Below are 25,154 nucleotides of genomic sequence, written 5' to 3' on the forward strand. Positions count from 1 at the left end.
CATTGCCGAAGAAAATAAAAAACGGGGCAATGAAATTGCCCCGTAATATAGCCCAGACGATTGAATACGCCTACTGCTGGTAATGTTATCTGCGCTTATTTTGACCAGTAAGCGGCTTTTGCTTTCTGCAGCTTTTCGTAGGCCTTCAGCAGCGACTGATGCGCCGGGAAGGCTTTCAGATCGCTATCAACAGCCTGCAGGCCATAGAACGGCGCTTCGCCGCTCAGGGCCGCGCTGGCTGCTTCAACGGCTTCAGCTCCGTACATACGCACGAAAGCGTTCAGGTATTGCAGCGGCTCGCGATCCTCTTCCTGGGCCAGCAGCAACAGGGTTTGCAGGCAGCGGTAATAATTGGTGCGTTCGGCAGAGAAGACAGACTGGTTGAATTCCATGGTCCACTCGGTCCAGGCCAGGGCCTGATCCAAATCGCCTCCCGCCAGGGCCAGCATCGCTTTCAGCTCACCGATGCGCAGGGTATACCAGCCGTTGTCTTTACCGGTCGCCAGGCCCAGCAGTTCGCGTACGCGGGTAAAGTCATCGTGGCCTTCTTCGTCCAGTTGGGCGATCAGGTTCAGATAATCTTCTTTCTCCCACTCGCTGCCCGGCAGAGCCAGCAGCGTTTCGCGCAGGTGCGCGCCCATGCTGTTATTCGCCAGCCACAGATCTTCAGCCGGGTAGATGTCGGACATGCCTGGAACAATAATGCGGCACGCGTAGACGCCAAGATGTTCGTAGTCGGCAATATAAACTTCCCGATCTTCCGCGTTGAAGATCGCCATCAGCGTGGCGAACTCTTCTTCCGTGGTCCCGGCAAAGCTCCAGTCCACGAACGGATAGTCGGCGTCCTGCTTGAACATATCCCAGGAAATTAAACCGCTGGAGTCGATGAAATGGGTTTCAAGGTTGGTATGCTCGGCCACTTCTTCATCGTCAAACGTTGGCGGGGTGAAGACGTCGAGATCTTTCAGGCTACGGCCCTGCAGCAGCTCGGTAACGGTACGCTCCAGCGCCACGCCGAAGTCAGGGTGCGCGCCGAATGAGGCGAAGCAGGTACCGTTGGCCGGGTTAAACAGCACGACGCAGATAACCGGATACTTACCGCCCAGCGAGCCGTCATAGGCAAAGATTGGGAAACCTTCGGCTTCCAGCTTGGCGATGGACTCCACTACGCCCGGGTAGCGCGCCAGCACGTCTGCCGGAATTTCAGGCAGGCTGATGGATTCGGCAATAATGCGGTTTTTGATGTGACGCTCGAAGACTTCAGACAGACCCTGCACGCGCGCTTCATTGCGGGTGTTACCGGCGGACATGCCGTTGGATACATACAGGTTGCCGACGATGTTCATCGGGATATAGACGGTCTGCTCGTCAGACTGACGGGTAAAGGGCAGGGCGCAAATACCGCGATCGTCGTTTCCGGACTGCAGATCGATCAGCATGCTGGCGGTCAGTTCGCTGTCTGGATCGTAGAAGGCACGCAGGCGCGCGTCGAGAATACCTTCCGGCAGCTCGTCATCTTCGGTCAGCGGGAACCATTTTTCATTTGGATAGTGAACGAACGGGCCGTTAGCGATGGTTTCGCCCAGCCAGAAGTCAGCGAAGAAATAGTTGGTGGACAGACGCTCAAAATACTCACCCAGCGCAGAGGCCAGTGCCGCTTTTTTTGTCGCGCCTTTACCGTTGGTAAAGCACAGGGCACAGTCTTTATCGCGAATATGCACGGACCAGACGTGAGGTACCGGATTGAGCCAGGAGGCTTCTTCGATGTTAAAACCCAGGTCGGTCAGTTTCTGTTGGAAGCGAGCGATGGAATCTTCCAGAGCGGCGTCTTTGCCGGGGATAAACGTTTGAGTCATGGCGTTCACTTTTATCGTACGTAAAGCGCGCAATGATACGGGTTTTGCGTGACGGGTGCTATCTTCGGCGAAAATAAAAGGCTGGGCTATGCTTAGTGGCAGTAACTGACTGTTAAGGCATAGAAAAATGAAAGCATTTGATCTCCAGCGGATGGCGTTTGATAAAGTTCCTCCTGAATTTCTGGGCGAAGTGGCGCTGCGCAGCCTGTATACCTTCGTCCTCGTCTTCCTGTTTCTTAAAATCACCGGCCGCCGAGGCGTGCGGCAGATGTCGCTCTTTGAGGTGTTGATCATCCTGACGCTGGGCTCGGCGGCGGGTGACGTCGCCTTTTATGACGACGTGCCGATGGTGCCGGTGTTTATCGTTTTTGTCTCACTGGCGCTACTTTACCGTCTTGTCATGTGGCTGATGTCGAAAAGCGAAAAGCTGGAAGATCTGCTTGAAGGGAAGCCGGTCGTTATCGTCGAGGACGGACAGCTGGCCTGGGAAAATGTACAAAGCGCCAATATGACCGAGTTTGAGTTCTTTATGGAGCTTCGTCTGAACAGCGTTGAACAGCTCGGGCAGGTGCGTCTGGCGATCATGGAAACCAACGGGCAGATCAGCGTCTATTACTATTCTGACGACGAGGTGAAGCCGGGACTGTGTATCCTGCCGGATATGCTCATTGAGCGTTTCAGAACGGTACCGGAATCAGGCGAGTATGCTTGCGTAAGATGTAGCCATGTTGTCGCGATGCAGCCGGGGGATCGTCAATTATGCCCCCGCTGTGCAAATCCGGAATGGACGAAGGTTAGCCGGGCCAAACGCATCACCTGACAGCCATTTTGTCGGTTTTGTCCTGGCGAGGCGGCAGATTGTTTTGTGTGACGCGGGGCACATTTCGCGGGTCATAAGTTTTAGACATTGCGGCGCGTGTCACTGAATGATAAAACCGATATCCACAGTTATAACTTATGGCTTTTAGCGTGGTGAGGGGAAATGGCTCAAGTCTTTAATTTCAGTTCAGGTCCGGCAATGTTACCGGCAGACGTGCTTAAACAGGCTCAACAGGAACTCTGTGACTGGAACGGTCTCGGTACGTCGGTGATGGAAATCAGCCACCGTGGTAAAGAGTTTATTCAGGTGGCGGAAGAGGCAGAAAAGGATTTTCGCGATCTGCTGAATATTCCCTCGAACTACAAAGTATTGTTCTGTCACGGCGGTGGACGCGGCCAGTTTGCAGGCGTTCCGCTGAATATTCTCGGTGACAATACCACGGCTGACTACGTTGACGCGGGTTACTGGGCGGCAAGCGCCGTTAAAGAAGCGCATAAATACTGCACGCCGAATGTTATCGACGCCAAAGTGACCGTTGACGGTCTGCGCGCCGTGAAGCCAATGAGCGAGTGGCAGCTTTCCGATAACGCAGCGTATCTGCACTACTGCCCGAACGAAACCATTGACGGGATTGCCATCGACGAGACGCCAAACTTCGGTAGCGATGTCGTGGTTGCCGCCGACTTCTCCTCCACCATTCTGTCTGCGCCAATTGATGTCAGCCGCTACGGCGTTATCTATGCGGGCGCGCAGAAAAATATCGGCCCGGCCGGTTTGACTATCGTCGTTGTGCATGAAGACCTGCTGGGTAAAGCACATAAATCCTGTCCGTCGATTCTCGATTACACCGTGCTGAACGATAACGATTCGATGTTCAACACCCCACCAACGTTTGCCTGGTATCTCTCCGGCCTGGTCTTCAAATGGCTGAAGCAAAACGGCGGCGTGGCGCAGATGGACAAGGTGAATCAGCAGAAAGCCGAACTCCTGTACGGCGTAATCGACAAGAGCGATTTCTACCGCAACGATGTGGCGAAAGCGAACCGTTCCCGCATGAACGTGCCGTTCCAGCTGGCGGACAGCAGCCTGGACAAAGTGTTCCTGGAAGAGTCCTTCGCGGCAGGCCTGCATGCGCTCAAAGGTCACCGTGTCGTTGGCGGCATGCGTGCCTCCATCTATAACGCGATGCCGCTGGAAGGCGTTAAGGCCCTGACGGATTTCATGATCGACTTCGAACGTCGTCACGGTTAATTTGCTGTTTTTCACCCCCGCAGCGTCCCTGCGGGGTTTTTATTATGTTGAGTTGAGAGTTTAGTTTTCATGGAATCCCTGACGTTACAACCTATCGCGCGGGTAGATGGCACCATCAATCTGCCTGGTTCAAAAAGTGTCTCGAACCGCGCTCTGCTGCTGGCAGCTCTGGCAAACGGCACCACCGTCCTCACAAACCTGCTGGACAGCGATGACGTGCGCCATATGCTCAATGCGCTGAAAGCGTTGGGCGTTCATTACACTCTCTCCGACGATCGTACCCGCTGCGAAGTGACCGGCAACGGCGGCGCGCTGCGCTCGGGCGAAGAGCTTGAGCTGTTTCTGGGCAACGCCGGTACCGCGATGCGCCCGCTGGCGGCAGCCCTGTGTCTGGGTAGCAACAACATTGTGCTGACCGGCGAGCCGCGCATGAAAGAGCGTCCGATTGGTCACCTGGTGGATGCTCTGCGTCAGGGCGGCGCGCAGGTTGAGTATCTTGAGCAGGAAAACTATCCGCCACTGCGTCTGCGCGGCGGTTTTACCGGCGGTCACGTCGAGGTGGACGGCAGCGTCTCCAGCCAGTTCCTGACGGCACTGCTGATGACCGCGCCGCTGGCACCGCAGGATACGGTTATCACCATTAAAGGTGAGCTGGTCTCCAAACCGTACATTGATATCACGCTGCATCTGATGAAAACCTTCGGCGTTGAGGTGGAAAACCAGTCTTATCAGCGCTTCGTGGTGCGCGGGGCGCAGCAGTACCAGTCTCCGGGCAACTACCTGGTTGAAGGGGATGCGTCATCCGCGTCCTACTTCCTGGCCGCGGGTGCGATTAAAGGCGGCACGGTAAAAGTGACCGGTATTGGCCGTAACAGCGTGCAGGGCGACATCCGTTTTGCGGACGTGCTGGAAAAAATGGGCGCCATTGTCACCTGGGGCGATGACTTCATCTCCTGTACCCACGGCGAGCTGAACGCCATCGACATGGACATGAACCATATTCCGGATGCGGCGATGACCATTGCCACGGCGGCGCTGTTTGCCAAAGGCACTACCACGCTGCGTAACATCTACAACTGGCGCGTAAAAGAGACGGACCGCCTGTTCGCGATGGCGACCGAGCTGCGAAAAGTCGGTGCCGAGGTGGAAGAGGGCGAAGACTACATTCGCGTGACCCCTCCGGCAAAACTGCAGTTTGCGGAAATCGGCACCTACAACGATCACCGCATGGCGATGTGCTTCTCGCTGGTGGCGCTGTCAGATACGCCTGTAACGATTCTTGACCCGAAATGTACCGCGAAAACCTTCCCGGACTACTTCGAACAGCTGGCACGCATTAGCACGCTGGCCTGATAACGTATTGCCGCATCGCCCGATGCGGCATTTCCTTACGCTTCATTACGAACACCTCCGCTCATTTCTTCTACACTCTGCTTCAATCATTCCGTAATTTGCACGCAAAGGTAACAGTTGCGCACGTTGGCGCGTATAATGCGCGGCGTTCATGTAAACGGTATGCCTTATTTAAGGAGAAAAAGATGACGGCAGTTGCCCCGGTAATCACCATTGATGGGCCGAGTGGCGCAGGGAAAGGTACTCTGTGCAAAGCGATGGCGGAAGCATTGCAATGGCATCTTTTAGATTCGGGAGCAATCTATCGCGTGTTGGCGCTGGCCGCGCTGCATCACCATGTGGATGTCGCGTCTGAAGAAGCGCTGGTTCCGCTGGCTGCGCATCTGGATGTGCGTTTCGTATCGACCGATGGCAACCTGGAAGTCATCCTTGAAGGGGAAGACGTGAGCGGCGAAATCCGTACGCAGGAAGTAGCTAATGCGGCCTCTCAGGTCGCGGCGTTCCCGCGCGTTCGCGAGGCGCTGTTACGTCGTCAGCGCGCGTTCCGTGAAGCCCCGGGGCTGATCGCTGACGGACGCGATATGGGAACGGTGGTATTCCCTGATGCGCCAGTGAAAATTTTTCTTGACGCCTCTTCGGAAGAACGTGCTCAACGCCGCATGCTTCAGTTGCAGGAAAAGGGGTTTAGTGTTAACTTTGATCGCCTTTTATCCGAGATAAAAGAGCGCGATGACCGCGATCGTAACCGCGCCGTCGCCCCACTTGTTCCTGCAGAAGATGCATTAGTTCTGGATTCAACCAGTTTAACTATTGAGCAAGTGATTGAAAAAGCGCTACAATATGCGCGCCAAAAACTGGCACTCGCGTAATCGCGACCGATTTAGCAGTACCCCCGCTGCAATGGATTGACGGCGGGTATGTGAAACAACCCCATCCGGCACGGAGCCAGGTGGACGTTAATATTAACCTGAAGATTAAACATGACTGAATCTTTTGCTCAACTGTTTGAAGAATCCTTAAAAACAATCGAAACCCGCCCGGGTTCCATCGTTCGCGGTGTTGTTGTTGCTATCGACAAAGACGTAGTACTGGTTGACGCCGGTCTGAAATCTGAGTCCGCCATTCCGGCAGAGCAGTTCAAAAACGCCCAGGGCGAGCTGGAAATCCAGGTAGGTGACGAAGTTGACGTTGCTCTGGACGCAGTAGAAGACGGCTTCGGTGAAACCCTGCTTTCTCGTGAGAAAGCTAAACGTCACGAAGCATGGATCACGCTGGAAAAAGCTTACGAAGAAGCTGAAACTGTGGTCGGTGTTATCAACGGCAAAGTTAAAGGTGGCTTCACTGTTGAGCTGAATGGTATTCGTGCGTTCCTGCCAGGTTCTCTGGTAGACGTTCGTCCAGTTCGTGACACTCTGCACCTGGAAGGCAAAGAGCTTGAATTCAAAGTAATCAAGCTGGACCAGAAGCGTAACAACGTTGTTGTTTCCCGTCGTGCCGTTATCGAATCCGAAAACAGCGCAGAACGCGATCAGCTGCTGGAAAACCTGCAGGAAGGCATGGAAGTCAAAGGTATCGTTAAGAACCTCACTGACTACGGCGCATTCGTTGACCTGGGCGGCGTTGATGGCCTGCTGCACATCACCGACATGGCGTGGAAACGCGTTAAGCACCCAAGCGAAATCGTGAACGTGGGCGACGAAATCACTGTTAAAGTGCTGAAGTTCGACCGCGAGCGTACTCGTGTATCCCTCGGCCTGAAACAGCTGGGCGAAGATCCATGGGTAGCTATCGCTAAGCGTTACCCAGAAGGTACTAAACTGACTGGTCGCGTAACCAACCTGACTGACTACGGCTGCTTCGTTGAAATCGAAGAAGGCGTTGAAGGTCTGGTGCACGTTTCCGAAATGGACTGGACCAACAAAAACATCCACCCATCCAAAGTTGTTAACGTTGGTGATGTAGTGGAAGTGATGGTTCTGGATATCGACGAAGAACGTCGTCGTATCTCCCTGGGCCTGAAACAGTGCAAAAACAACCCATGGCAGCAGTTCGCGGAAACCCACAACAAGGGCGACCGTGTTGAAGGTAAAATCAAGTCTATCACTGACTTCGGTATCTTCATCGGCCTGGACGGCGGCATCGATGGCCTGGTTCACCTGTCTGACATCTCCTGGAACGTTGCAGGCGAAGAAGCAGTTCGTGAATACAAAAAAGGCGACGAAATCGCTGCAGTTGTTCTGCAGGTTGACGCAGAGCGTGAGCGTATCTCCCTGGGCGTTAAACAGCTCGCAGAAGATCCGTTCAACAACTGGGTTGCACTGAACAAGAAAGGCGCAATCGTAAACGGTAAAGTGACTGCAGTTGACGCTAAAGGCGCAACCGTAGAACTGGCTGACGGCGTTGAAGGTTACCTGCGCGCTTCTGAAGCTTCACGTGACCGCGTTGAAGATGCCACTCTGGTTCTGAACGTAGGCGACGACGTTGAAGCTAAGTTCACCGGTGTTGACCGTAAGAACCGTGCAATCAGCCTGTCTGTTCGTGCTAAAGACGAAGCTGATGAGAAAGATGCAATCGCAACTGTTAACAAACAGGAAGATGCAAACTTCTCTAACAACGCAATGGCTGAAGCTTTCAAAGCAGCTAAAGGCGAGTAATATCAGGTTCTCAGCATCATTTGCGCTGTAACGCATTTACAGCGTGAAGGATGAGGAGCAAACTTGACAGATTGCAGGATTCGTCCTGTAATCAATAACAAAGGGCGGCTACGGCCGCCCTTGTTTAATGAGCTGTTCAGCTAATTGGTTTGAAAGGAACCGGAGGAATCATGACCAAGTCAGAATTGATTGAAAGACTTGCCAGTCAGCAACCGCATATCCCTGCCAAGGCAGTGGAAGATGCCGTAAAAGAGATGCTGGAGCATATGGCCTCCACTCTTGCCCAGGGCGAGCGCATTGAAATCCGCGGTTTCGGTAGTTTTTCTCTGCACTATCGTGCTCCACGTACCGGGCGTAACCCGAAAACTGGCGATAAAGTCGAGCTGGAAGGTAAGTACGTTCCACACTTTAAGCCGGGTAAAGAACTGCGCGATCGCGCCAATATTTACGGTAACTGAGTTTAGCCAGTCGGTTAAACTGGGTTCGAAAGAAAGCACCTGCGGGTGCTTTTTTTGTCTCTGTCGCTTTCATTCTGAAGGTGCCCCGCATTTTTCCGTTTCGTTTTCTGCAAACCGATAAAAACAGCACAGCTCGCGCTGTAAAACGCATTCTTACCATCTGACAATTCCTTCTACCTGATTACATACTGCCCCTCTGAAACAGGGAGGTAGCAATGGGAATTCCCGCGCTTAGTATCTGCGCCATTCTGGCGATAGCCCCGTTACTCTGGTTACCTGAACTGCCATCACGTCACACCGTGTGGATAATGATTGTTGGCGGGATCGTGCTGGCCGCACGGCGAAACGTACGACTGAAGTATGCGGGTATCACGCTGTTATGTTGCGTGTGGGGTATTCTGGCTGCGAAGGAGAGCGTCTGGCCGATGCAGCATTTAACCACGGGGGCCGTGCAGGCTGAGGTAGCGATCGCCGCCACAGATGGCGCAACGCAGCATCAGGGAAACATTCTTAGCGTTGATGGCAAGCGCTGGTGGGCCTCTACCGGCATAACGCTGTATGGCAATTATCTGCCACAGAAAGCGTGTGCCGGTCAGCGCTGGACCATGACGCTCAGGTTCAGGCCTGCCCACGGCGAGCTGAACGACGGCGGTTATGATTCTCAGCGCAGCGCTTTTGCCCGCCATCAAACGCTGAGCGGGCGTTTCACCCGTGCGGAACTCGTTGATGGACGCTGCAGCCTGCGAGCGCAATATCTCATGTCACTGCAAAACCGCCTTTCTGCTTACCGATGGGGGGCGGTTATCCTCGGACTGGGAATGGGTGAACGTCTGGATATGCCCCGGGAAATACAAGACCTGATGCGCGAAACCGGGACGCTGCATCTGATGGCTATTTCGGGACTGCATATCGCGCTGGCGGCATCCCTCGCCTGGTTACTCGCACGTGGGCTCCAGTTTTTATTACCCAGCCACCGGATCCACTGGCAAATGCCTCTTCTGGCCGGGTTATGCTTTGCCGCTTTCTACGCCTGGCTTACCGGTCTGCAGCCTCCTGCGCTACGAACGGTCATCGCGCTTGCTGTGCTTGCAATGTTGCGGATCGCTGCCCGACAATGGTCTCCCTGGCAGGTGTGGGTTTGCTGTATCGCGGCAATCCTGATAAGCGATCCCTTAGCCATACTCTCGCAGAGTCTGCTCTTGTCTGCATTTGCCGTCGCCGCGCTGATTTTCTGGTTTCAGTGGCTGCCTCTTCCTGGCTGGCGCAGGGCACGACGTCTACGGCCGCTGCTGAACCTGATCTATCTGCAGTTGGGCATGTTGATGCTGCTGATGCCGTTACAGGTTCTGATTTTCCATGGCTTCAGCATCTCCTCCCTGGTCGCGAATCTCCTTGCCGTTCCCCTGGTGACGTTTGTCTCCGTGCCGCTGATCCTGCTCGGTATGCTGCTTCATCTCCTACCGCTGGCGGCACTGGAAAGCGTCGTATGGTTCGCAGCCGATAAGTCACTTGCGGGGCTGTTCTGGCTCCTCATGCGCCTGCCTGACGGCTGGCAAAATGTCGACCAACGCTGGGAGTACATGACATTACTGCCCTGGCTTATCATCATCGGCTGGCGCTTTCGTGCCTGGAAAACCCTTCCAGCCGTTTGTCTGGCAGGAAGTGTCTTACTGACATTTCCTCTCTGGCGAACGGAAAAAAGCGAGAGCTGGACGCTGCATATGCTGGATGTGGGGCAGGGGCTGGCGATGGTCATTGAACGGCAGGGGAAAGCCATTCTCTATGATACCGGGCTCGCCTGGTCGGGCGGGGATAGCGCGCAGCGGTTGATTATCCCGTGGCTTCGCTGGCATCACCTGCGGCCTGAAGGCGTTATTCTCAGTCATGAGCACCTCGACCATGCGGGAGGACTCGCATCGTTGCAAAAAGCGTGGCCTGACGCGTGGGTAAGAAGCCCATTGCGCCAGACGGGACATCGCCCCTGTTTTCGCGGGCAGAGATGGAAATGGCAGGGACTCTCCTTCACCGTCCACTGGCCCCCCGAAAATTACCCGGCTCAGGGAAATAACCATTCCTGCGTGGTCAAGGTGGACGACGGTGAGCAGAGTGTTCTGCTAACAGGGGACATTGAAGCGCAAGCGGAACAGGCTATGCTTAGCCATTACTGGCGTTATCTGACGTCCACGCTTATACAGGTGCCCCATCATGGCAGCAATACTTCGTCGTCATTGCCGCTGGTACAGCGGGTGGAAGGTCAGATCGCCCTGGATTCAGCGGCCCGCTATAACGCATGGCGATTCCCGTCGGCAAAAGTTGTTCGACGCTATCGAAAAGAGGGGTACATCTGGCACGATACCCCTCATTCTGGACAAATATCGGTGACATTCTCGCAACATCACTGGCAAATCCGGCGCTTGCGAGAGCAATTTTTACCCGTTTGGTATCATCAGTGGTTTGGCGAGCCCGTCGATAACGGGTAGAATATGCGGCTATTTCAACGAATGCTGGTTTTTTGAATGCATAACGACAAAGATCTCTCCACGTGGCAAACCTTCCGCCGACTCTGGCCGATGATTGCGCCCTTTAAAACAGGCCTGATCGTGGCGGGAGTAGCGTTAATCCTCAACGCAGCCAGCGATACTTTTATGCTATCGCTTCTCAAACCGTTACTGGACGACGGTTTTGGTAAAACGGATCGCTCAGTGTTGCTATGGATGCCTCTGGTGGTTATCGGACTGATGATCTTACGCGGCATCACCAGCTATATCTCCAGCTACTGTATTTCCTGGGTATCAGGGAAAGTGGTGATGACCATGCGCCGTCGCCTGTTCAGCCACATGATGGGCATGCCGGTCTCGTTCTTTGACAAGCAGTCTACCGGGACGCTGCTGTCCCGTATTACCTACGACTCAGAGCAGGTTGCCTCCTCGTCCTCGAGCGCACTGATCACCGTTGTGCGTGAGGGTGCGTCAATCATCGGCCTGTTCGCGATGATGTTCTATTACAGCTGGCAGCTGTCGATCATCCTTATCGTTCTGGCACCGATAGTTTCTATTGCTATCCGCGTCGTCTCAAAGCGCTTCCGCAATATCAGTAAAAATATGCAGAACACGATGGGGCAGGTGACGACCAGCGCGGAACAGATGCTGAAAGGGCATAAAGAAGTTCTGATTTTTGGCGGTCAGGACGTCGAAACCAAACGCTTCGATAAAGTCAGCAATAAAATGCGTCTGCAGGGGATGAAAATGGTCTCGGCCTCTTCCATCTCTGACCCGATTATTCAGCTGATAGCGTCACTGGCGCTGGCATTCGTCCTGTATGCCGCAAGCTTCCCTAGCGTCATGGAGACGCTGACGGCGGGTACCATCACCGTGGTCTTCTCCTCTATGATTGCACTGATGCGTCCGCTGAAATCCCTGACGAACGTGAATGCCCAGTTCCAGCGCGGGATGGCCGCCTGTCAGACGCTGTTCAGCATTCTGGATTCCGAACAGGAAAAAGATGAAGGTACACGCGAGATTGAGCGCGCCCGTGGCGACGTTGAATTTCGCAATGTCACTTTCGCCTATCCTGGACGTGAAACGCCGGCGCTGCGTAATATCAACCTGTCCATTCCGGCGGGTAAAACCGTGGCGCTGGTGGGCCGTTCCGGCTCGGGTAAATCGACCATTGCCAGCCTGATCACCCGTTTCTACGATATTAACGAAGGTGAGATCCTCCTGGACGGTCATGACCTGCGGGAATATACCCTGCAGTCGCTGCGTAACCAGGTGGCGCTGGTTTCCCAGAACGTGCACCTGTTCAACGATACTGTGGCAAACAACATTGCGTATGCGCGCACGGATGAATACAGCCGCGAGCAGATTGAGAACGCCGCGCGTATGGCCTACGCAATGGACTTTATCAACAAGATGGATAACGGTCTGGATACGATAATCGGTGAGAACGGGGTGCTGCTCTCCGGCGGTCAGCGTCAGCGTATCGCCATTGCGCGTGCGCTGCTGCGCGACAGCCCGATCCTGATTCTGGACGAAGCGACCTCAGCGCTGGATACGGAATCTGAACGCGCTATTCAGTCTGCCCTGGATGAGCTGCAAAAGAACCGTACCTCGCTGGTGATTGCGCACCGTCTGTCGACTATCGAGCAGGCTGACGAAATCGTCGTGGTTGAGGACGGTATCATTGTTGAACGCGGAAGCCATGCTGATTTGCTGGAACACCGCGGCGTTTACGCCCAGCTTCATAAGATGCAGTTTGGCGAATGATTGCACGCATCTGGTCCGGTGAATCTCCGCTATGGCTGCTGCTTTTGCCGCTCTCCTGGCTATACGGCCTGGTGAGCGGCATTATCCGTCTGCTTTACCGTCTGGGGCTGAAACGTGCCTGGCGCGCGCCGGTTCCGGTTGTGGTGGTCGGTAATCTTACGGCGGGCGGCAACGGTAAAACGCCGGTGGTAATCTGGCTGGTGGAGCAATTGCAAAAACGCGGTATCCGCCCGGGGGTGGTATCGCGCGGATATGGCGGTAAAGCGGCGCGTTATCCGCTGCTGCTGAAGGCGGAAACCACAACTGCCGAAGCGGGTGATGAGCCGGTATTGATTTTCCAGCGTACCGGCGCGCCGGTTGCGGTCTCCCCGGTGCGCAGCGACGCCGTTCAGGCACTGCTTGCCGAACACGCGGTACAAATCATTATCACTGACGATGGCCTGCAGCATTACGCCCTGGCGCGTGATAAAGAGATTGTGGTCATCGACGGGGTTCGCCGCTTCGGTAACGGCTGGTGGCTGCCGGCCGGCCCTATGCGCGAACGCGCTTCGCGTCTTAAGTCCGTTGATGCGGTGATTGTGAACGGCGGTGAGGCAAAAGCGGGTGAAATCCCGATGTACCTGCAGCCAGGCCTGGCGATCAATCTGGTGACGGGGGAACGCCGGGCGGTTGCTGAGCTGCCTTCACCGGTGGCGATGGCGGGGATTGGCCATCCGCCGCGCTTCTTCGCGACGCTGGAACACTGTGGTGCCCGGCTGGAAAAACGCGTTCCGCTGGCCGACCATCAGGCGCTGGTGGAAGGGCAGGTAGACGCCCTGACCGTACCCGGGCAGTCTCTGATCATGACCGAAAAAGATGCGGTAAAATGCCGTGCCTTTGCGAAAGATAACTGGTGGTATCTGCCGGTTGACGCTGAACTCAGCGGCGAGCAGCCGGAACACTTGCTCCAGGAACTGATTGCGTTGGTGCAGTAAAGGCCTACGCGGTTCTGGTGGCGCTTTGACTGACAGGATAACGCATGTCTTTACCGCAACTCTCGCTTTCAGCCGCACGTCATTTACACCTTGCCGCGCAGGGGCTGCTTAAAAAGCCCCGCCGCCGCGCGCAGCCTGCCGATATTCTCTCGACCGTCCAGCGCATGTCGCTGCTTCAAATCGACACCATTAACATCGTGGCGCGAAGCCCTTACCTGGTGCTGTTTAGCCGCCTGGGGAATTATCCTTCACAGTGGCTGGATGAGGCGCTCAGCAAGGGGGAGTTAATGGAGTACTGGGCGCACGAAGCCTGCTTCCTGCCCCGCAGCGATTTCGCCCTGGTTCGCCACCGTATGCTTGCTCCAGAAAAGATGGGCTGGAAATACCGTCAGGCGTGGATGCTGGAACATGCTGCCGAAATTGAGCAGCTTATCGCGCATATTCAGGAAAACGGTCCCGTACGCTCCGCCGATTTTGAACACCCGCGCAAAGGCACCAGCGGCTGGTGGGAGTGGAAGCCGCATAAACGTCATCTCGAAGGGCTATTTACCTCTGGCAAAGTCATGGTGATTGAGCGGCGTAATTTTCAGCGCGTCTACGACCTGACGCATCGCGTGATGCCGCACTGGGACGACGAGCGTGACCTGCTTACCCAGGAGGCGGCCGAGGCCATCATGCTCGAAAACAGCGCCCGCAGCCTGGGGATTTTCCGCACGCAATGGCTGGCAGACTATTACCGCCTTCGCCAGCCCGCACTGATACCGCTGCTGGACATCTGGCAACGCGAACAGCGCGTCATCCCCGTCACGGTGGAAACGCTGGGCGAAATGTGGCTGCATGCGGATCTCCTCCCGCTACTTCCTCTGGCCCTGGAGGGGAAACTTCAGGCAACCCACAGTGCGGTGTTGTCGCCTTTCGACCCGGTCGTCTGGGACAGAAAACGCGCCGAGCAGCTGTTCGATTTTAGCTACCGGCTGGAATGTTATACCCCAGCGCCAAAGCGCCAGTATGGTTACTTTGTTCTCCCGCTGCTGCATAAGGGGCAACTGGTCGGGCGTATGGACGCCAAAATGCACCGCAAGACCGGCACGCTTGAAATTATTGCGCTTTATCTGGAAGAGGGCGTCAGGGTGACGGCGAGCCTGGAAAAAGGGTTAACGTTCGCCATTAGCGAATTCGCGCGCTGGCAGGGTGCTCGCGACGTGACGCTGGGCCGGGTGCCCGACGGACTGTTTACATCCTGTCGAAGTGGCTGGGAAACAGGCACTCCCTGAAAAGGGAATGTGTTAAGCTTTAGCGATTACCCATACGGAGGAACTATGGATCACCGTTTACTTGAAATTATTGCCTGCCCGGTATGCAACGGCAAACTCTACTACAGCCAGGACAAACAGGAGCTGATTTGCAAGCTGGACAGCCTGGCTTTCCCGCTGCGTGACGGCATTCCGGTGCTGCTGGAAAATGAAGCTCGTTCCCTGGTGGCAGAAGAGAGCAAACCATGAGTTTTGTTGTCATTATTCCTGCGCGTTATGCCTCAACGCGTCTTCCGGGTAAACCGCTGGTGGATATCAACGGCAAGCCGATGATTGTGCATGTCCTTGAGCGTGCGCGTGAATCCGGTGCCGATCGCGTGATTGTTGCTACCGAGCATCCTGACGTCGCCCGTGCGGTTGAGGCGGCTGGCGGTGAGGTGTGCATGACCCGCGCCGATCACCAGTCCGGCACCGAGCGTCTGGCGGAAGTGGTTGAAAAATGTGGCTTCAGTGATGATACGGTCATCGTTAACGTTCAGGGTGACGAGCCGATGATCCCGGCGGTGATTATCCGTCAGGTGGCAGAAAACCTGGCTCAGCGTCAGGTCGGTATGGCGACGCTCGCGGTGCCTATTCACCACGCTGAAGAGGCATTCAATCCGAATGCGGTGAAGGTGGTCATGGATGCCGAAGGCTATGCGCTCTATTTCTCACGCGCCACCATCCCGTGGGATCGCGATCGCTTTGCGCTCTCTAAAGAGTCTATCGGTGATACTTTCCTGCGTCATATCGGGATCTACGGCTATCGCGCCGGTTTTATTCGTCGGTATGTTACCTGGGCGCCGAGTCCGCTGGAGCATATCGAAATGCTGGAGCAGCTTCGCGTGCTCTGGTACGGCGAAAAAATTCACGTTGCCGTTGCCAGCGAAGTGCCTGGAACGGGCGTTGATACGCCGGAAGATCTTGAGCGCGTTCGCGCCGAGTTGCGCTAATACCGCCTGCATCCCTCCTGTCGGAGGGATGTTCTCTCCCTCGCTAATTCCCCTTTCTTTTTCCTAATTGTTCTCTTCCGGGTGACATCTCCCTTCAGGACGCTCATTATAAAAGCAGTAGTCTTAATGGGGGTAATCTCATATGGAACAGCTGCGTGCCGAACTTAGCCATCTGCTGGGTGAGAAATTAAGCCGGGTTGAATGCGTGAGTGAAAAGGCCGATACCGCGCTTTGGTCGTTGTATGACAGTCAGGGCAACCCAATGCCGCTGATGGCCAGAAGTTTCACCTCGCCGGGCGTTGCCAGGCAGCTGGCATGGAAAATGTCGATGCTGGCGCGGGAGGGAACCGTCCGTATGCCGACGGTGTACGGCGTGATGACCCACGAGGAACACCCCGGCCCGGACGTGCTGCTGATTGAGCGTTTACGCGGCGTGCCCGTTGAAGCGCCCGCGCGCACGCCGGAACGCTGGGAGCAGTTAAAAGACCAGATTGTCGAGGCGCTGCTGGCCTGGCACCGTCAGGATAGCCGCGGGCTTGTTGGTCCGGTCGACAGCACTCAGGAAAACCTGTGGCCGCTGTGGTATCGCCAGCGGGTGGAAGTGCTGTGGGGAACGCTTAACCAGTTCAGCAATACCGGTTTAACCATGCAGGACAAACGTATTCTGTTTCGCACCCGCGAGTGCTTACCGGCGCTATTCGACGGTTTTAATGACAACTGCGTGCTGATTCACGGTAATTTCACCCTGCGCAGCATGCTCAAGGACTCCCGCAGCGATCAGCTTCTGGCGATGCTTGGGCCGGGGATCATGCTCTGGGCTCCGCGCGAATACGAGCTGTTCAGGCTCAGCGACAGCGGGGCGGCGGAAGGTCTACTGTGGCACTACCTTCAACGCGCACCCGTTGCAGAAGCGTTTCTCTGGCGGCGCTGGCTTTACCTGCTCTGGGACGAAGTCGCGCAGCTGGTCAACACCGGACGTTTTAATCGCGCAAATTTCGATCTGGCAACAAAATCACTCTTGCCCTGGCTCGCCTGACGATCCTTTCAGCCACTGCCAGAGGCGTCCGAGCGTCTCATAACCGACGCGATCGCTATGCATCAGCCAGGCCGGGGATGGGATCGCCCGTTCCCACGGGTTGAGCGGCGCGTCGATGGCCATCTGGTTTGCCGGTGCGGGAAGCGGGTGCAGGCCTTGCTTCTGGAAGAAAATCATCGCGCGCGGCAGGTGTGAGGCGGAGGTCACCAGTAAGAACGGGACATCGCCAATTGCCTGCTTCACTGCGGCAGCCTCTTCTTCGGTGTCTTTTGGGCTGTCCAGGATGATAATCGAGGAACGCGGCACGCCGAGTGATTCTGCGACCCTGGCGCCCGCTTCAGCCGTACTCACCGGGTTCGTTTTGGCCGCCGCGCCGGTGAAGATCATTTTTGATCCCGGGTTCGCCAGCCAGAGGCGAATGCCTTCGTTTAGCCGCGGCAGGCTGTTGTTGATCAGGTTTGAACTGGGGGCCCAGTCAGGATCCCAGGTATATCCGCCGCCCAGCACCACGATGTACGCCACTTTCTGATTTCCCTGCCATGTTGGGTATTTGTTTTCGATGGGGCGTAGCAGACCATCCGCGACCGGCTGCAGGCTCAACAGCAGCAGGACAAACCAGCCGAGCGTGATAAGCGTTTTACCACTCTTCTGAAAGCGACTGAACCACACTAGCGCCAGCCCCAGCGCGATGATGATGAGCAGCAGCGGAAGGGGAAGCATCATCCCTCCAATGTATTTCTTAAGGGTAAAAAGCATCCTTTTTGGTTCCTTTTTTGACCATATAGCAGGGGATTACCCGTGATATTACACCAGAGAGGTTCATTCTCCGCGCGGGTGTGACAAAATAGCGGTTTTGCAGTTAGCGAGTGGAACTCTCCCAATGCGGGATCGCAATTTTGATGACATCGCGGAAAAGTTTTCGCGCAACATTTATGGCACCACGAAAGGGCAGCTCCGTCAGACGATCCTCTGGCAGGATCTGGACACCATTCTGGCCACCTTTGGTGGGCAAACGTTGCGCGTGCTGGACGCCGGTGGCGGTGAAGGGCAGACGGCGATAAAAATGGCCGAGCGCGGTCATCACGTCACGCTTTGCGATCTTTCTGCTGAAATGGTCGCCCGCGCGACGCGTGCTGCAGAAGAGAAAGGTGTGAGCGACAACATGCATTTTATACAATGCGCCGCTCAGGACATCGCACAGCATTTGGAAACCCAGGTTGATCTGATATTGTTTCATGCGGTGCTGGAGTGGGTTGCCGATCCGCAAAGCGTGTTACAAACCCTGTGGTCGATGTTGCGCCCGGGCGGCACGCTGTCGCTGATGTTCTACAATGCTAACGGCTTCCTGATGCACAACATGGTTGCAGGAAACTTCGACTATGTGCAGGTCGGGATGCCCAAAAAGAAAAAGCGCACGCTTTCCCCGGACTATCCGCGCGATCCACAGCAGGTTTATGGCTGGCTGGAAGCGATTGGCTGGCAGATAGTCGGGAAGACGGGCGTCAGGGTGTTTCATGATTATCTGCGTGAAAAACACAAACAGCGTGACTGTTTTGACACCTTAACAGAATTAGAAACGCGGTATTGCCGTCAGGAGCCTTTTATCAGCCTTGGCCGCTATATTCACGTCACCGCGCACAAGCCGCAGATGCAAGGATAACCTATGAGTGAATTTTCCCAGACAGTCCCCGAACTGGTTGCCTGGGCCAGGAAAAACGATTTCTCCATCTCGCTGCCGGTAGACAGACTCTCTTTCCTGCTGGCGGTTGCCACGCTGAACGGCGAACGGCTGGACGGTGAAATGAGCGAGGGTGAACTGGTGGATGCGTTCCGCCATGTCAGTGATGCGTTTGAGCAAACCAGCGAAACCATTAGCGTGCGTGCCAACAACGCAATCAACGATATGGTGCGTCAACGTCTGCTGAACCGCTTTACCAGCGAGCAGGCGGAAGGAAACGCCATCTATCGCCTGACGCCGCTGGGCATCGGCATCACCGATTACTACATCCGCCAGCGTGAATTTTCCACGCTGCGTCTTTCCATGCAGCTCTCGATCGTGGCGGGTGAGCTTAAGCGCGCCGCCGACGCGGCGGATGAAAACGGTGACGAATTCCACTGGCACCGTAACGTCTACGCGCCGCTGAAATATTCGGTGGCCGAGATTTTCGACAGTATCGATCTCACCCAGCGCCTGATGGACGAACAGCAGCAGCAGGTGAAAGACGATATCGCCCAGCTGCTGAATAAAGACTGGCGAGCGGCCATCTCCAGCTGTGAACTTCTGCTGTCAGAAACCTCCGGCACGCTGCGTGAGCTCCAGGATACGCTGGAAGCCGCAGGAGACAAGCTGCAGGCTAACCTGCTGCGTATCCAGGATGCGACGCTGGCACACGACGATCTGCATTTTGTCGACCGCCTGGTGTTCGATCTGCAGAGCAAACTCGATCGCATTATCAGCTGGGGCCAGCAGTCGATCGACCTGTGGATCGGCTATGACCGACACGTGCATAAATTTATCCGTACCGCGATTGATATGGATAAAAACCGCGTCTTTGCTCAGCGTCTGCGTCAGTCGGTGCAGACCTATTTCGATGCGCCGTGGGCGCTGACCTACGCCAATGCCGATCGTCTGCTGGATATGCGCGACGAAGAGATGGCGCTGCGCGATGAAGAGGTGACCGGTGAACTGCCGCCGGATCTGGAATACGAAGAATTTAACGAGATTCGCGAGCAGCTTGCGGCGATGATCGAAGAACAGCTCGCTGTCTACAAAACCAGACAAGTGCCGCTGGATCTTGGGCTCGTGGTGCGCGACTATCTGGCGCAATATCCACGCGCGCGCCACTTCGACATTGCCCGCATTGTGGTAGACCAGGCGGTGCGCCTGGGCGTCGCGCAAGCAGATTTCACCGGCCTGCCGCCGAAGTGGCAGCCAATCAACGATTACGGAGCCAAGGTACAGGCGCATGTCATTGACAAATATTGAACAAGTGATGCCAGTTAAGCTGGCACAGGCGCTGGCGAATCCGTTATTTCCGGCGCTGGACAGCCAGCTGCGTGCCGGTCGTCACATTGGATTAGACGAGCTGGATAATCACGCCTTTTTGATGGACTTCCAGGAGTACCTGGAAGAGTTTTACGCACGCTATAACGTGGAACTTATCCGCGCGCCGGAAGGGTTTTTCTACCTGCGTCCGCGCTCCACGACGCTGATCCCGCGTTCCGTGCTCTCCGAGCTGGATATGATGGTTGGCAAAATTCTTTGCTACCTCTACCTCAGCCCGGAACGTCTGGCGAATGAAGGGATCTTCACCCAGCAGGAACTTTACGACGAGCTGTTGACGCTGGCAGATGAAAGCAAGCTGCTGAAGCTGGTGAACAACCGCTCCACGGGGTCGGATCTTGACCGTCAGAAATTACAGGAAAAAGTTCGCTCTTCCCTGAACCGTCTGCGCCGTCTGGGGATGGTCTGGTTTATGGGCCACGACAGCAGCAAATTCCGCATTACGGAATCTGTCTTCCGCTTCGGCGCCGACGTGCGCGCGGGCGATGACGCGCGTGAAGCGCAGCTTCGCATGATCCGCGACGGTGAAGCGATGCCGGTGGAAAACCATTTGCAGCTCAATGACGAGCATGAAGAGAATCTGCCGGATAGCGGGGAGGAAGAGTAATGATTGAACGCGGTAAATTTCGCTCACTGACGCTGATTAACTGGAACGGCTTCTTTGCCCGAACGTTCGATCTGGATGAGCTGGTCACGACGCTCTCCGGCGGTAACGGTGCGGGTAAATCCACCACCATGGCGGCCTTTGTTACGGCGCTGATCCCCGATCTGACGCTGCTTCACTTCCGTAACACCACCGAAGCGGGTGCCACAAGCGGCTCCCGTGATAAAGGTCTGCACGGTAAGCTGAAGGCCGGCGTCTGTTATTCGGTTCTGGACGTCATTAACTCCCGTCATCAGCGTGTGGTAGTGGGCGTGCGCCTGCAGCAGGTCGCCGGTCGCGACCGTAAAGTGGATATCAAGCCGTTTGCGATCCAGGGTCTGCCGACCTCCGTGCAGCCGACGGCGCTGCTGACGGAAACCCTGAACGAACGCCAGGCGCGCGTGCTGACGCTGCAGGAGCTGAAAGACAAGCTTGAAGCCATCGAAGGCGTACAGTTCAAGCAGTTCAACTCGATTACCGACTACCACTCGCTGATGTTCGATCTGGGCGTGGTGGCGCGTCGTCTGCGCACCGCATCAGACCGTAGCAAATACTACCGCCTGATCGAAGCGTCTCTGTACGGCGGTATCTCCAGCGCGATTACCCGCTCCCTGCGCGACTACCTGCTGCCGGAAAACAGCGGCGTGCGTAAGGCCTTCCAGGATATGGAAGCGGCGCTGCGCGAAAACCGCATGACGCTGGAAGCGATTCGCGTTACCCAGTCTGACCGCGACCTGTTTAAACACCTGATCAGCGAAGCCACCAACTACGTGGCGGCGGACTACATGCGCCACGCCAACGAGCGCCGCGTGCATCTCGATCAGGCATTAGAATACCGTCGCGAGCTGTTTACCTCCCGTAAACAGCTGGTGGCCGAGCAGTACAAGCACGTTGAAATGGCGCGAGAGCTGGGCGAGCACAACGGTGCTGAAGGCGACCTGGAAGCCGATTACCAGGCCGCCAGCGATCACCTGAACCTGGTGCAGACCGCGCTGCGTCAGCAGGAAAAAATCGAGCGCTATGAAGCGGACCTCGATGAGCTGCAGATTCGTCTCGAAGAGCAGAATGAAGTGGTGGCTGAAGCCGCCGACATGCAGGAAGAGAACGAAGCCCGTGCCGAAGCGGCCGAGCTGGAAGTGGATGAGCTGAAAAGCCAGCTTGCCGATTACCAGCAGGCACTCGACGTGCAGCAGACGCGAGCGATTCAGTACACCCAGGCACTGCAGGCATTACAGCGTGCAAAAGAGCTGTGCCATCTGCCTGACCTGACGCCGGACAGCGCCGACGAGTGGCTGGATACCTTCCAGGCCAAAGAGCAGGAAGCCACCGAGAAACTGCTCTCCCTCGAACAGAAAATGAGCGTCGCGCAAACGGCGCACAGCCAGTTTGAGCAGGCTTATCAGCTGGTAGTCGCGATTAACGGCCCGCTGGCGCGTAACGAAGCCTGGGACGTTGCCCGTGAACTGCTGCGCGACGGTGTGAACCAGCGCCATCTGGCCGAGCAGGTTCAGCCGCTGCGTATGCGTCTGAACGAGCTGGAGCAGCGCCTGCGCGAGCAGCAGGAAGCCGAGCGTCTGCTGGCGGAATTCTGCAAGCGCCAGGGAAAAAATTACGATTTTGACGAGCTTGAAGCCCTGCATCAGGAGCTGGAAGCGCGTATTGCGGCCCTGTCCGATACCGTATCAAACGCCAGCGAACAGCGTATGACCCTGCGTCAGGAGCTGGAGCAGATTCAGTCCCGTTCGAAGACGCTCCTGGAGCGTGCGCCGGTCTGGCTGGCGGCTCAAAGCAGCCTGAACCAGCTCAGCGAGCAGTGCGGCGAGCAGTTCGAATCCAGTCAGGAAGTGACCGAATACCTGCAGCAGCTGCTGGAGCGCGAACGTGAAGCCATCGTTGAGCGTGATGAAGTGGGCGCCCGCAAGCGCGACGTCGATGAAGAAATTGAGCGCTTAAGCCAGCCGGGCGGGTCAGAAGATCCACGCCTGAATGCGCTAGCGGAGCGTTTTGGCGGCGTGCTGCTGTCCGAGATTTATGACGACGTTGGCCTCGATGATGCCCCGTACTTCTCCGCGCTGTACGGTCCATCCCGCAACGCGATTGTGGTCCCGGATCTGTCGCTGATTTCTGAGCAGCTTGCCGGCCTGGAAGATTGCCCGGAAGATCTCTACCTGATCGAAGGGGATCCGCAGTCGTTCGATGACAGCGTATTCAGCGTCGACGAGCTGGAAAAAGCGGTGGTGGTGAAAATTGCCGACCGTCAGTGGCGTTATTCCCGCTTCCCGGAGCTGCCGCTGTTTGGCCGCGCCGCGCGCGAAAGCCGCATCGAGAGCCTGCACGCCGAGCGTGAAACGCTGTCTGAACGTTTTGCGACCCTGTCGTTTGACGTGCAGAAAACCCAGCGTCTGCACCAGTCGTTCAGCCGCTTTATCGGCAGCCATCTCGCCGTAGCGTTTGACGCGGATCCGGAAGCCGAAATCCGCAAGCTCAATACCCGCCGTGGCGAGCTGGAACGTGCGATTGCAAGCCATGAAAGCGATAACCAGCAGAGTCGCGTTCAGTTTGAACAGGCGAAAGAGGGCGTCGCTGCCCTTAACCGCATTCTGCCGCGCCTGAATCTGCTGGCGGATGACACGCTGGCTGACCGCGTGGATGAGATCCAGGAGCGTCTGGATGAAGCGCAGGAAGCCGCGCGTTTCGTTCAGCAGCACGGCAATCAGCTGGCGAAGCTGGAGCCCGTCGTGTCTGTCCTGCAGAGCGACCCGGAACAGTTCGAGCAGTTAAAAGAAGATTATGCCTGGTCGCAGCAGGTGCAGCGCGAAGCGCGTCAGCAGGCGTTTGCCCTGACGGAAGTGGTGCAGCGTCGGGCCCACTTTGGCTACTCCGATTCGGCTGAAATGCTGAGCGGTAACAGCGATCTGAACGAAAAACTGCGTCAGCGCCTTGAGCAGGCGGAGGCGGAACGTACTCGCGCCCGCGAAGCAATGCGCAGCCATTCCGCTCAGCTGAACCAGTACAACCAGGTGCTAGCCTCGCTGAAAAGCTCCTTCGACACCAAGAAAGAGCTGTTAAACGATCTGCAGAAAGAGCTTCAGGACATCGGCGTTCGTGCCGACAGCGGGGCAGAAGAGCGCGCGCGTATTCGTCGTGACGAGCTGCATTCGCAGCTCAGCAATAACCGCGCGCGTCGCAATCAGCTGGAAAAAGCGCTGACCTTCTGCGAAGCCGAAATGGATAACCTGACCCGTCGCCTGCGCAAGCTGGAACGCGACTATCACGAAATGCGCGAGCAGGTCGTGACCGCCAAGGCGGGCTGGTGCGCGGTGATGCGCATGGTGAAAGACAATAACGTTGAGCGTCGTCTGCACCGCCGCGAGCTGGCGTATCTCTCTGCCGATGAGCTGCGCTCCATGTCGGATAAGGCGTTGGGTGCGCTGCGTCTGGCGGTGGCGGATAACGAACACCTGCGCGACGTGCTGCGCATGTCGGAGGATCCGAAACGTCCGGAACGTAAAATTCAGTTCTTCGTGGCGGTTTACCAGCACCTGCGCGAGCGTATTCGTCAGGACATCATCCGTACCGACGATCCGGTTGAAGCCATCGAACAGATGGAAATCGAGCTGGGCCGTCTGACGGAAGAACTGACCTCCCGCGAGCAGAAGCTGGCGATCAGCTCCCGCAGCGTGGCGAACATTATTCGTAAAACCATTCAGCGCGAGCAGAACCGTATCCGCCAGCTGAACCAGGGTCTGCAGAGCGTGTCGTTTGGCCAGGTGAACAGCGTGCGCCTCAACGTCAACGTGCGTGAGGCCCACGCGACGCTGCTGGAAGTGCTCTCAGAGCAGCACGAGCAGCATCAGGATCTGTTCAACAGCAACCGTCTGACCTTCTCCGAAGCGCTGGCGAAGCTGTATCAGCGCCTGAACCCGCAGATTGATATGGGGCAACGTACGCCGCAAACCATCGGTGAAGAGCTGCTGGACTACCGTAACTACCTGGAAATGGAAGTTGAGGTAAACCGTGGCTCAGACGGCTGGCTGCGTGCGGAATCCGGGGCGCTCTCTACAGGTGAAGCGATCGGTACCGGGATGTCAATTCTGGTGATGGTCGTACAGAGCTGGGAAGATGAAGCGCGCCGCCTGCGCGGCAAAGACATCTCCCCATGCCGACTGCTGTTCCTGGATGAGGCGGCGCGTCTTGATGCCCGCTCAATTGCCACGCTGTTCGAGCTTTGCGAACGTCTCGATATGCAGCTCATTATCGCGGCGCCGGAGAACATCAGCCCCGAGAAGGGCACTACCTACAAACTGGTGCGTAAAGTGTTCCAGAACAGCGAACACGTTCACGTTGTGGGGCTGCGTGGCTTTGCGCCGCAGCCGCCAGAGTCATTGCCGGAAACCACGGCGGACGCTTCCTGAAGCGTCTTCTGACCCGAAGCGGCGCACTGGCGCCGCTTTTTTTTTAAACTTAACTTGTGCTTGGGGCTGCGTTATCTTTAAACTTCTTTACATAAGGTAAGGCAACAGCTTAGCCGTCTA

General features: G+C 56.3%; 19 protein-coding genes. 17 read left to right on the plus strand and 2 right to left on the minus strand.

The window, feature by feature from the left end:
- Positions 1 to 95: 95 nt before the first annotated feature.
- Positions 96 to 1,856 carry a 30S ribosomal protein S12 methylthiotransferase accessory factor YcaO gene (gene ycaO, locus ACERY3_RS03475; protein WP_373225055.1) on the minus strand — a complete coding sequence of 587 codons (1,761 nt, stop codon included), beginning with the start codon at positions 1,854 to 1,856 and terminating at the stop codon, positions 96 to 98.
- Between the two features lie 127 nt (positions 1,857 to 1,983).
- On the opposite strand from ycaO, the gene ACERY3_RS03480 reads away from it, so the two are divergent.
- From ACERY3_RS03480 to ACERY3_RS03540, 13 genes are all read left to right on the plus strand, one after another.
- Entirely contained in the window at positions 1,984 to 2,676 is a 693-nt protein-coding gene (locus tag ACERY3_RS03480) for a DUF421 domain-containing protein (protein ID WP_023310994.1), read from the plus strand.
- 162 nt (positions 2,677 to 2,838) lie between these two features.
- Positions 2,839 to 3,927: a 3-phosphoserine/phosphohydroxythreonine transaminase gene (gene serC, locus ACERY3_RS03485; RefSeq protein ID WP_058840891.1), complete on the plus strand. Its 1,089-nt coding sequence runs from the start codon at positions 2,839 to 2,841 to the stop codon at positions 3,925 to 3,927.
- A 69-nt stretch (positions 3,928 to 3,996) separates the two neighbouring features.
- Positions 3,997 to 5,280 carry a 3-phosphoshikimate 1-carboxyvinyltransferase gene (gene aroA, locus ACERY3_RS03490; protein WP_029739498.1) on the plus strand — a complete coding sequence of 428 codons (1,284 nt, stop codon included), beginning with the start codon at positions 3,997 to 3,999 and terminating at the stop codon, positions 5,278 to 5,280.
- 185 nt (positions 5,281 to 5,465) lie between these two features.
- Positions 5,466 to 6,149, plus strand: coding sequence for a (d)CMP kinase (gene cmk / locus ACERY3_RS03495; RefSeq protein WP_013097305.1), 684 nt, complete (start codon positions 5,466 to 5,468; stop codon positions 6,147 to 6,149).
- Positions 6,150 to 6,260: 111 nt separating this feature from the next.
- Positions 6,261 to 7,934: a 30S ribosomal protein S1 gene (gene rpsA / locus ACERY3_RS03500; RefSeq protein ID WP_014169387.1), complete on the plus strand. Its 1,674-nt coding sequence runs from the start codon at positions 6,261 to 6,263 to the stop codon at positions 7,932 to 7,934.
- Between the two features lie 170 nt (positions 7,935 to 8,104).
- Positions 8,105 to 8,392 (plus strand): integration host factor subunit beta, encoded by a 288-nt coding sequence (ihfB, locus tag ACERY3_RS03505; RefSeq protein ID WP_008499965.1) that lies wholly within the window; start codon positions 8,105 to 8,107, stop codon positions 8,390 to 8,392.
- A 215-nt stretch (positions 8,393 to 8,607) separates the two neighbouring features.
- Entirely contained in the window at positions 8,608 to 10,872 is a 2,265-nt protein-coding gene (locus ACERY3_RS03510) for a ComEC family protein (RefSeq protein WP_058840890.1), read from the plus strand.
- A gap of 36 nt (positions 10,873 to 10,908) precedes the next feature.
- On the plus strand, positions 10,909 to 12,657 hold the full coding sequence (msbA, locus tag ACERY3_RS03515) for a lipid A ABC transporter ATP-binding protein/permease MsbA (RefSeq protein WP_033145094.1): 1,749 nt from the start codon (positions 10,909 to 10,911) through the stop codon (positions 12,655 to 12,657).
- Positions 12,654 to 13,631, plus strand: a complete 978-nt coding sequence (gene lpxK, locus ACERY3_RS03520; RefSeq protein WP_058840889.1) for a tetraacyldisaccharide 4'-kinase — start codon at positions 12,654 to 12,656, stop codon at positions 13,629 to 13,631. Before msbA ends, lpxK begins: the two co-directional genes overlap by 4 nt.
- 44 nt (positions 13,632 to 13,675) lie before the next feature.
- Entirely contained in the window at positions 13,676 to 14,905 is a 1,230-nt protein-coding gene (locus ACERY3_RS03525) for a winged helix-turn-helix domain-containing protein (protein WP_058840888.1), read from the plus strand.
- A gap of 45 nt (positions 14,906 to 14,950) precedes the next feature.
- A complete protein-coding gene (ycaR, locus tag ACERY3_RS03530) occupies positions 14,951 to 15,133 on the plus strand; it encodes a protein YcaR (protein WP_006174474.1) in 183 nt (60 codons plus the stop codon).
- Positions 15,130 to 15,876 (plus strand): 3-deoxy-manno-octulosonate cytidylyltransferase, encoded by a 747-nt coding sequence (gene kdsB / locus ACERY3_RS03535; RefSeq protein ID WP_373225059.1) that lies wholly within the window; start codon positions 15,130 to 15,132, stop codon positions 15,874 to 15,876. Before ycaR ends, kdsB begins: the two co-directional genes overlap by 4 nt.
- A 142-nt stretch (positions 15,877 to 16,018) precedes the next feature.
- On the plus strand, positions 16,019 to 16,912 hold the full coding sequence (locus ACERY3_RS03540; protein ID WP_047651301.1) for a YcbJ family phosphotransferase: 894 nt from the start codon (positions 16,019 to 16,021) through the stop codon (positions 16,910 to 16,912).
- On the opposite strand, the gene elyC is transcribed toward ACERY3_RS03540, so the two are convergent.
- The gene (gene elyC / locus ACERY3_RS03545; protein WP_058840887.1) at positions 16,889 to 17,668 is read right to left on the minus strand and encodes an envelope biogenesis factor ElyC; all 780 of its coding nucleotides are present in this window, start codon (positions 17,666 to 17,668) and stop codon (positions 16,889 to 16,891) included. The genes ACERY3_RS03540 and elyC overlap by 24 nt on opposite strands.
- A 124-nt stretch (positions 17,669 to 17,792) precedes the next feature.
- On the opposite strand from elyC, the gene cmoM reads away from it, so the two are divergent.
- Genes cmoM through mukB form a run of 4 tightly spaced genes read left to right on the plus strand, consistent with a single transcriptional unit; the run spans position 17,793 to position 25,034 of the window.
- Complete coding sequence (gene cmoM / locus ACERY3_RS03550; RefSeq protein ID WP_023311004.1) at positions 17,793 to 18,572, plus strand: tRNA uridine 5-oxyacetic acid(34) methyltransferase CmoM; 780 nt, start codon at positions 17,793 to 17,795, stop codon at positions 18,570 to 18,572.
- A 3-nt stretch (positions 18,573 to 18,575) separates the two neighbouring features.
- Positions 18,576 to 19,898: a chromosome partition protein MukF gene (gene mukF / locus ACERY3_RS03555; protein WP_033145101.1), complete on the plus strand. Its 1,323-nt coding sequence runs from the start codon at positions 18,576 to 18,578 to the stop codon at positions 19,896 to 19,898.
- Positions 19,879 to 20,583, plus strand: coding sequence for a chromosome partition protein MukE (gene mukE / locus ACERY3_RS03560; RefSeq protein WP_008499954.1), 705 nt, complete (start codon positions 19,879 to 19,881; stop codon positions 20,581 to 20,583). Before mukF ends, mukE begins: the two co-directional genes overlap by 20 nt.
- On the plus strand, positions 20,583 to 25,034 hold the full coding sequence (gene mukB / locus ACERY3_RS03565) for a chromosome partition protein MukB (protein WP_058840886.1): 4,452 nt from the start codon (positions 20,583 to 20,585) through the stop codon (positions 25,032 to 25,034). Before mukE ends, mukB begins: the two co-directional genes overlap by 1 nt.
- Positions 25,035 to 25,154: the final 120 nt, after the last annotated feature.

The sequence above is a fragment of the Enterobacter cloacae complex sp. ESBL7 genome (assembly GCF_041679625.1).
Classification (GTDB): Bacteria; Pseudomonadota; Gammaproteobacteria; order Enterobacterales; family Enterobacteriaceae; genus Enterobacter; species Enterobacter asburiae_B.

Bases quoted from the DNA above. Each gene is read 5' to 3' on its own strand.
- ihfB (WP_008499965.1), top strand. From the start codon at position 8,105: ATGACCAAGTCAGAATTGATTGAAAGACTTGCCAGTCAGCAACCGCAT.
- cmk (WP_013097305.1), top strand. From the start codon at position 5,466: ATGACGGCAGTTGCCCCGGTAATCACCATTGATGGGCCGAGTGGCGCA.
- aroA (WP_029739498.1), top strand. From the start codon at position 3,997: ATGGAATCCCTGACGTTACAACCTATCGCGCGGGTAGATGGCACCATC.
- ACERY3_RS03540 (WP_047651301.1), top strand. From the start codon at position 16,019: ATGGAACAGCTGCGTGCCGAACTTAGCCATCTGCTGGGTGAGAAATTA.
- kdsB (WP_373225059.1), top strand. From the start codon at position 15,130: ATGAGTTTTGTTGTCATTATTCCTGCGCGTTATGCCTCAACGCGTCTT.
- ycaR (WP_006174474.1), top strand. From the start codon at position 14,951: ATGGATCACCGTTTACTTGAAATTATTGCCTGCCCGGTATGCAACGGC.
- mukB (WP_058840886.1), top strand. From the start codon at position 20,583: ATGATTGAACGCGGTAAATTTCGCTCACTGACGCTGATTAACTGGAAC.
- lpxK (WP_058840889.1), top strand. From the start codon at position 12,654: ATGATTGCACGCATCTGGTCCGGTGAATCTCCGCTATGGCTGCTGCTT.
- ACERY3_RS03480 (WP_023310994.1), top strand. From the start codon at position 1,984: ATGAAAGCATTTGATCTCCAGCGGATGGCGTTTGATAAAGTTCCTCCT.
- rpsA (WP_014169387.1), top strand. From the start codon at position 6,261: ATGACTGAATCTTTTGCTCAACTGTTTGAAGAATCCTTAAAAACAATC.
- ACERY3_RS03510 (WP_058840890.1), top strand. From the start codon at position 8,608: ATGGGAATTCCCGCGCTTAGTATCTGCGCCATTCTGGCGATAGCCCCG.
- mukE (WP_008499954.1), top strand. From the start codon at position 19,879: ATGTCATTGACAAATATTGAACAAGTGATGCCAGTTAAGCTGGCACAG.
- serC (WP_058840891.1), top strand. From the start codon at position 2,839: ATGGCTCAAGTCTTTAATTTCAGTTCAGGTCCGGCAATGTTACCGGCA.
- msbA (WP_033145094.1), top strand. From the start codon at position 10,909: ATGCATAACGACAAAGATCTCTCCACGTGGCAAACCTTCCGCCGACTC.
- ACERY3_RS03525 (WP_058840888.1), top strand. From the start codon at position 13,676: ATGTCTTTACCGCAACTCTCGCTTTCAGCCGCACGTCATTTACACCTT.
- mukF (WP_033145101.1), top strand. From the start codon at position 18,576: ATGAGTGAATTTTCCCAGACAGTCCCCGAACTGGTTGCCTGGGCCAGG.
- ycaO (WP_373225055.1), bottom strand. From the start codon at position 1,856: ATGACTCAAACGTTTATCCCCGGCAAAGACGCCGCTCTGGAAGATTCC.
- cmoM (WP_023311004.1), top strand. From the start codon at position 17,793: ATGCGGGATCGCAATTTTGATGACATCGCGGAAAAGTTTTCGCGCAAC.
- elyC (WP_058840887.1), bottom strand. From the start codon at position 17,668: ATGCTTTTTACCCTTAAGAAATACATTGGAGGGATGATGCTTCCCCTT.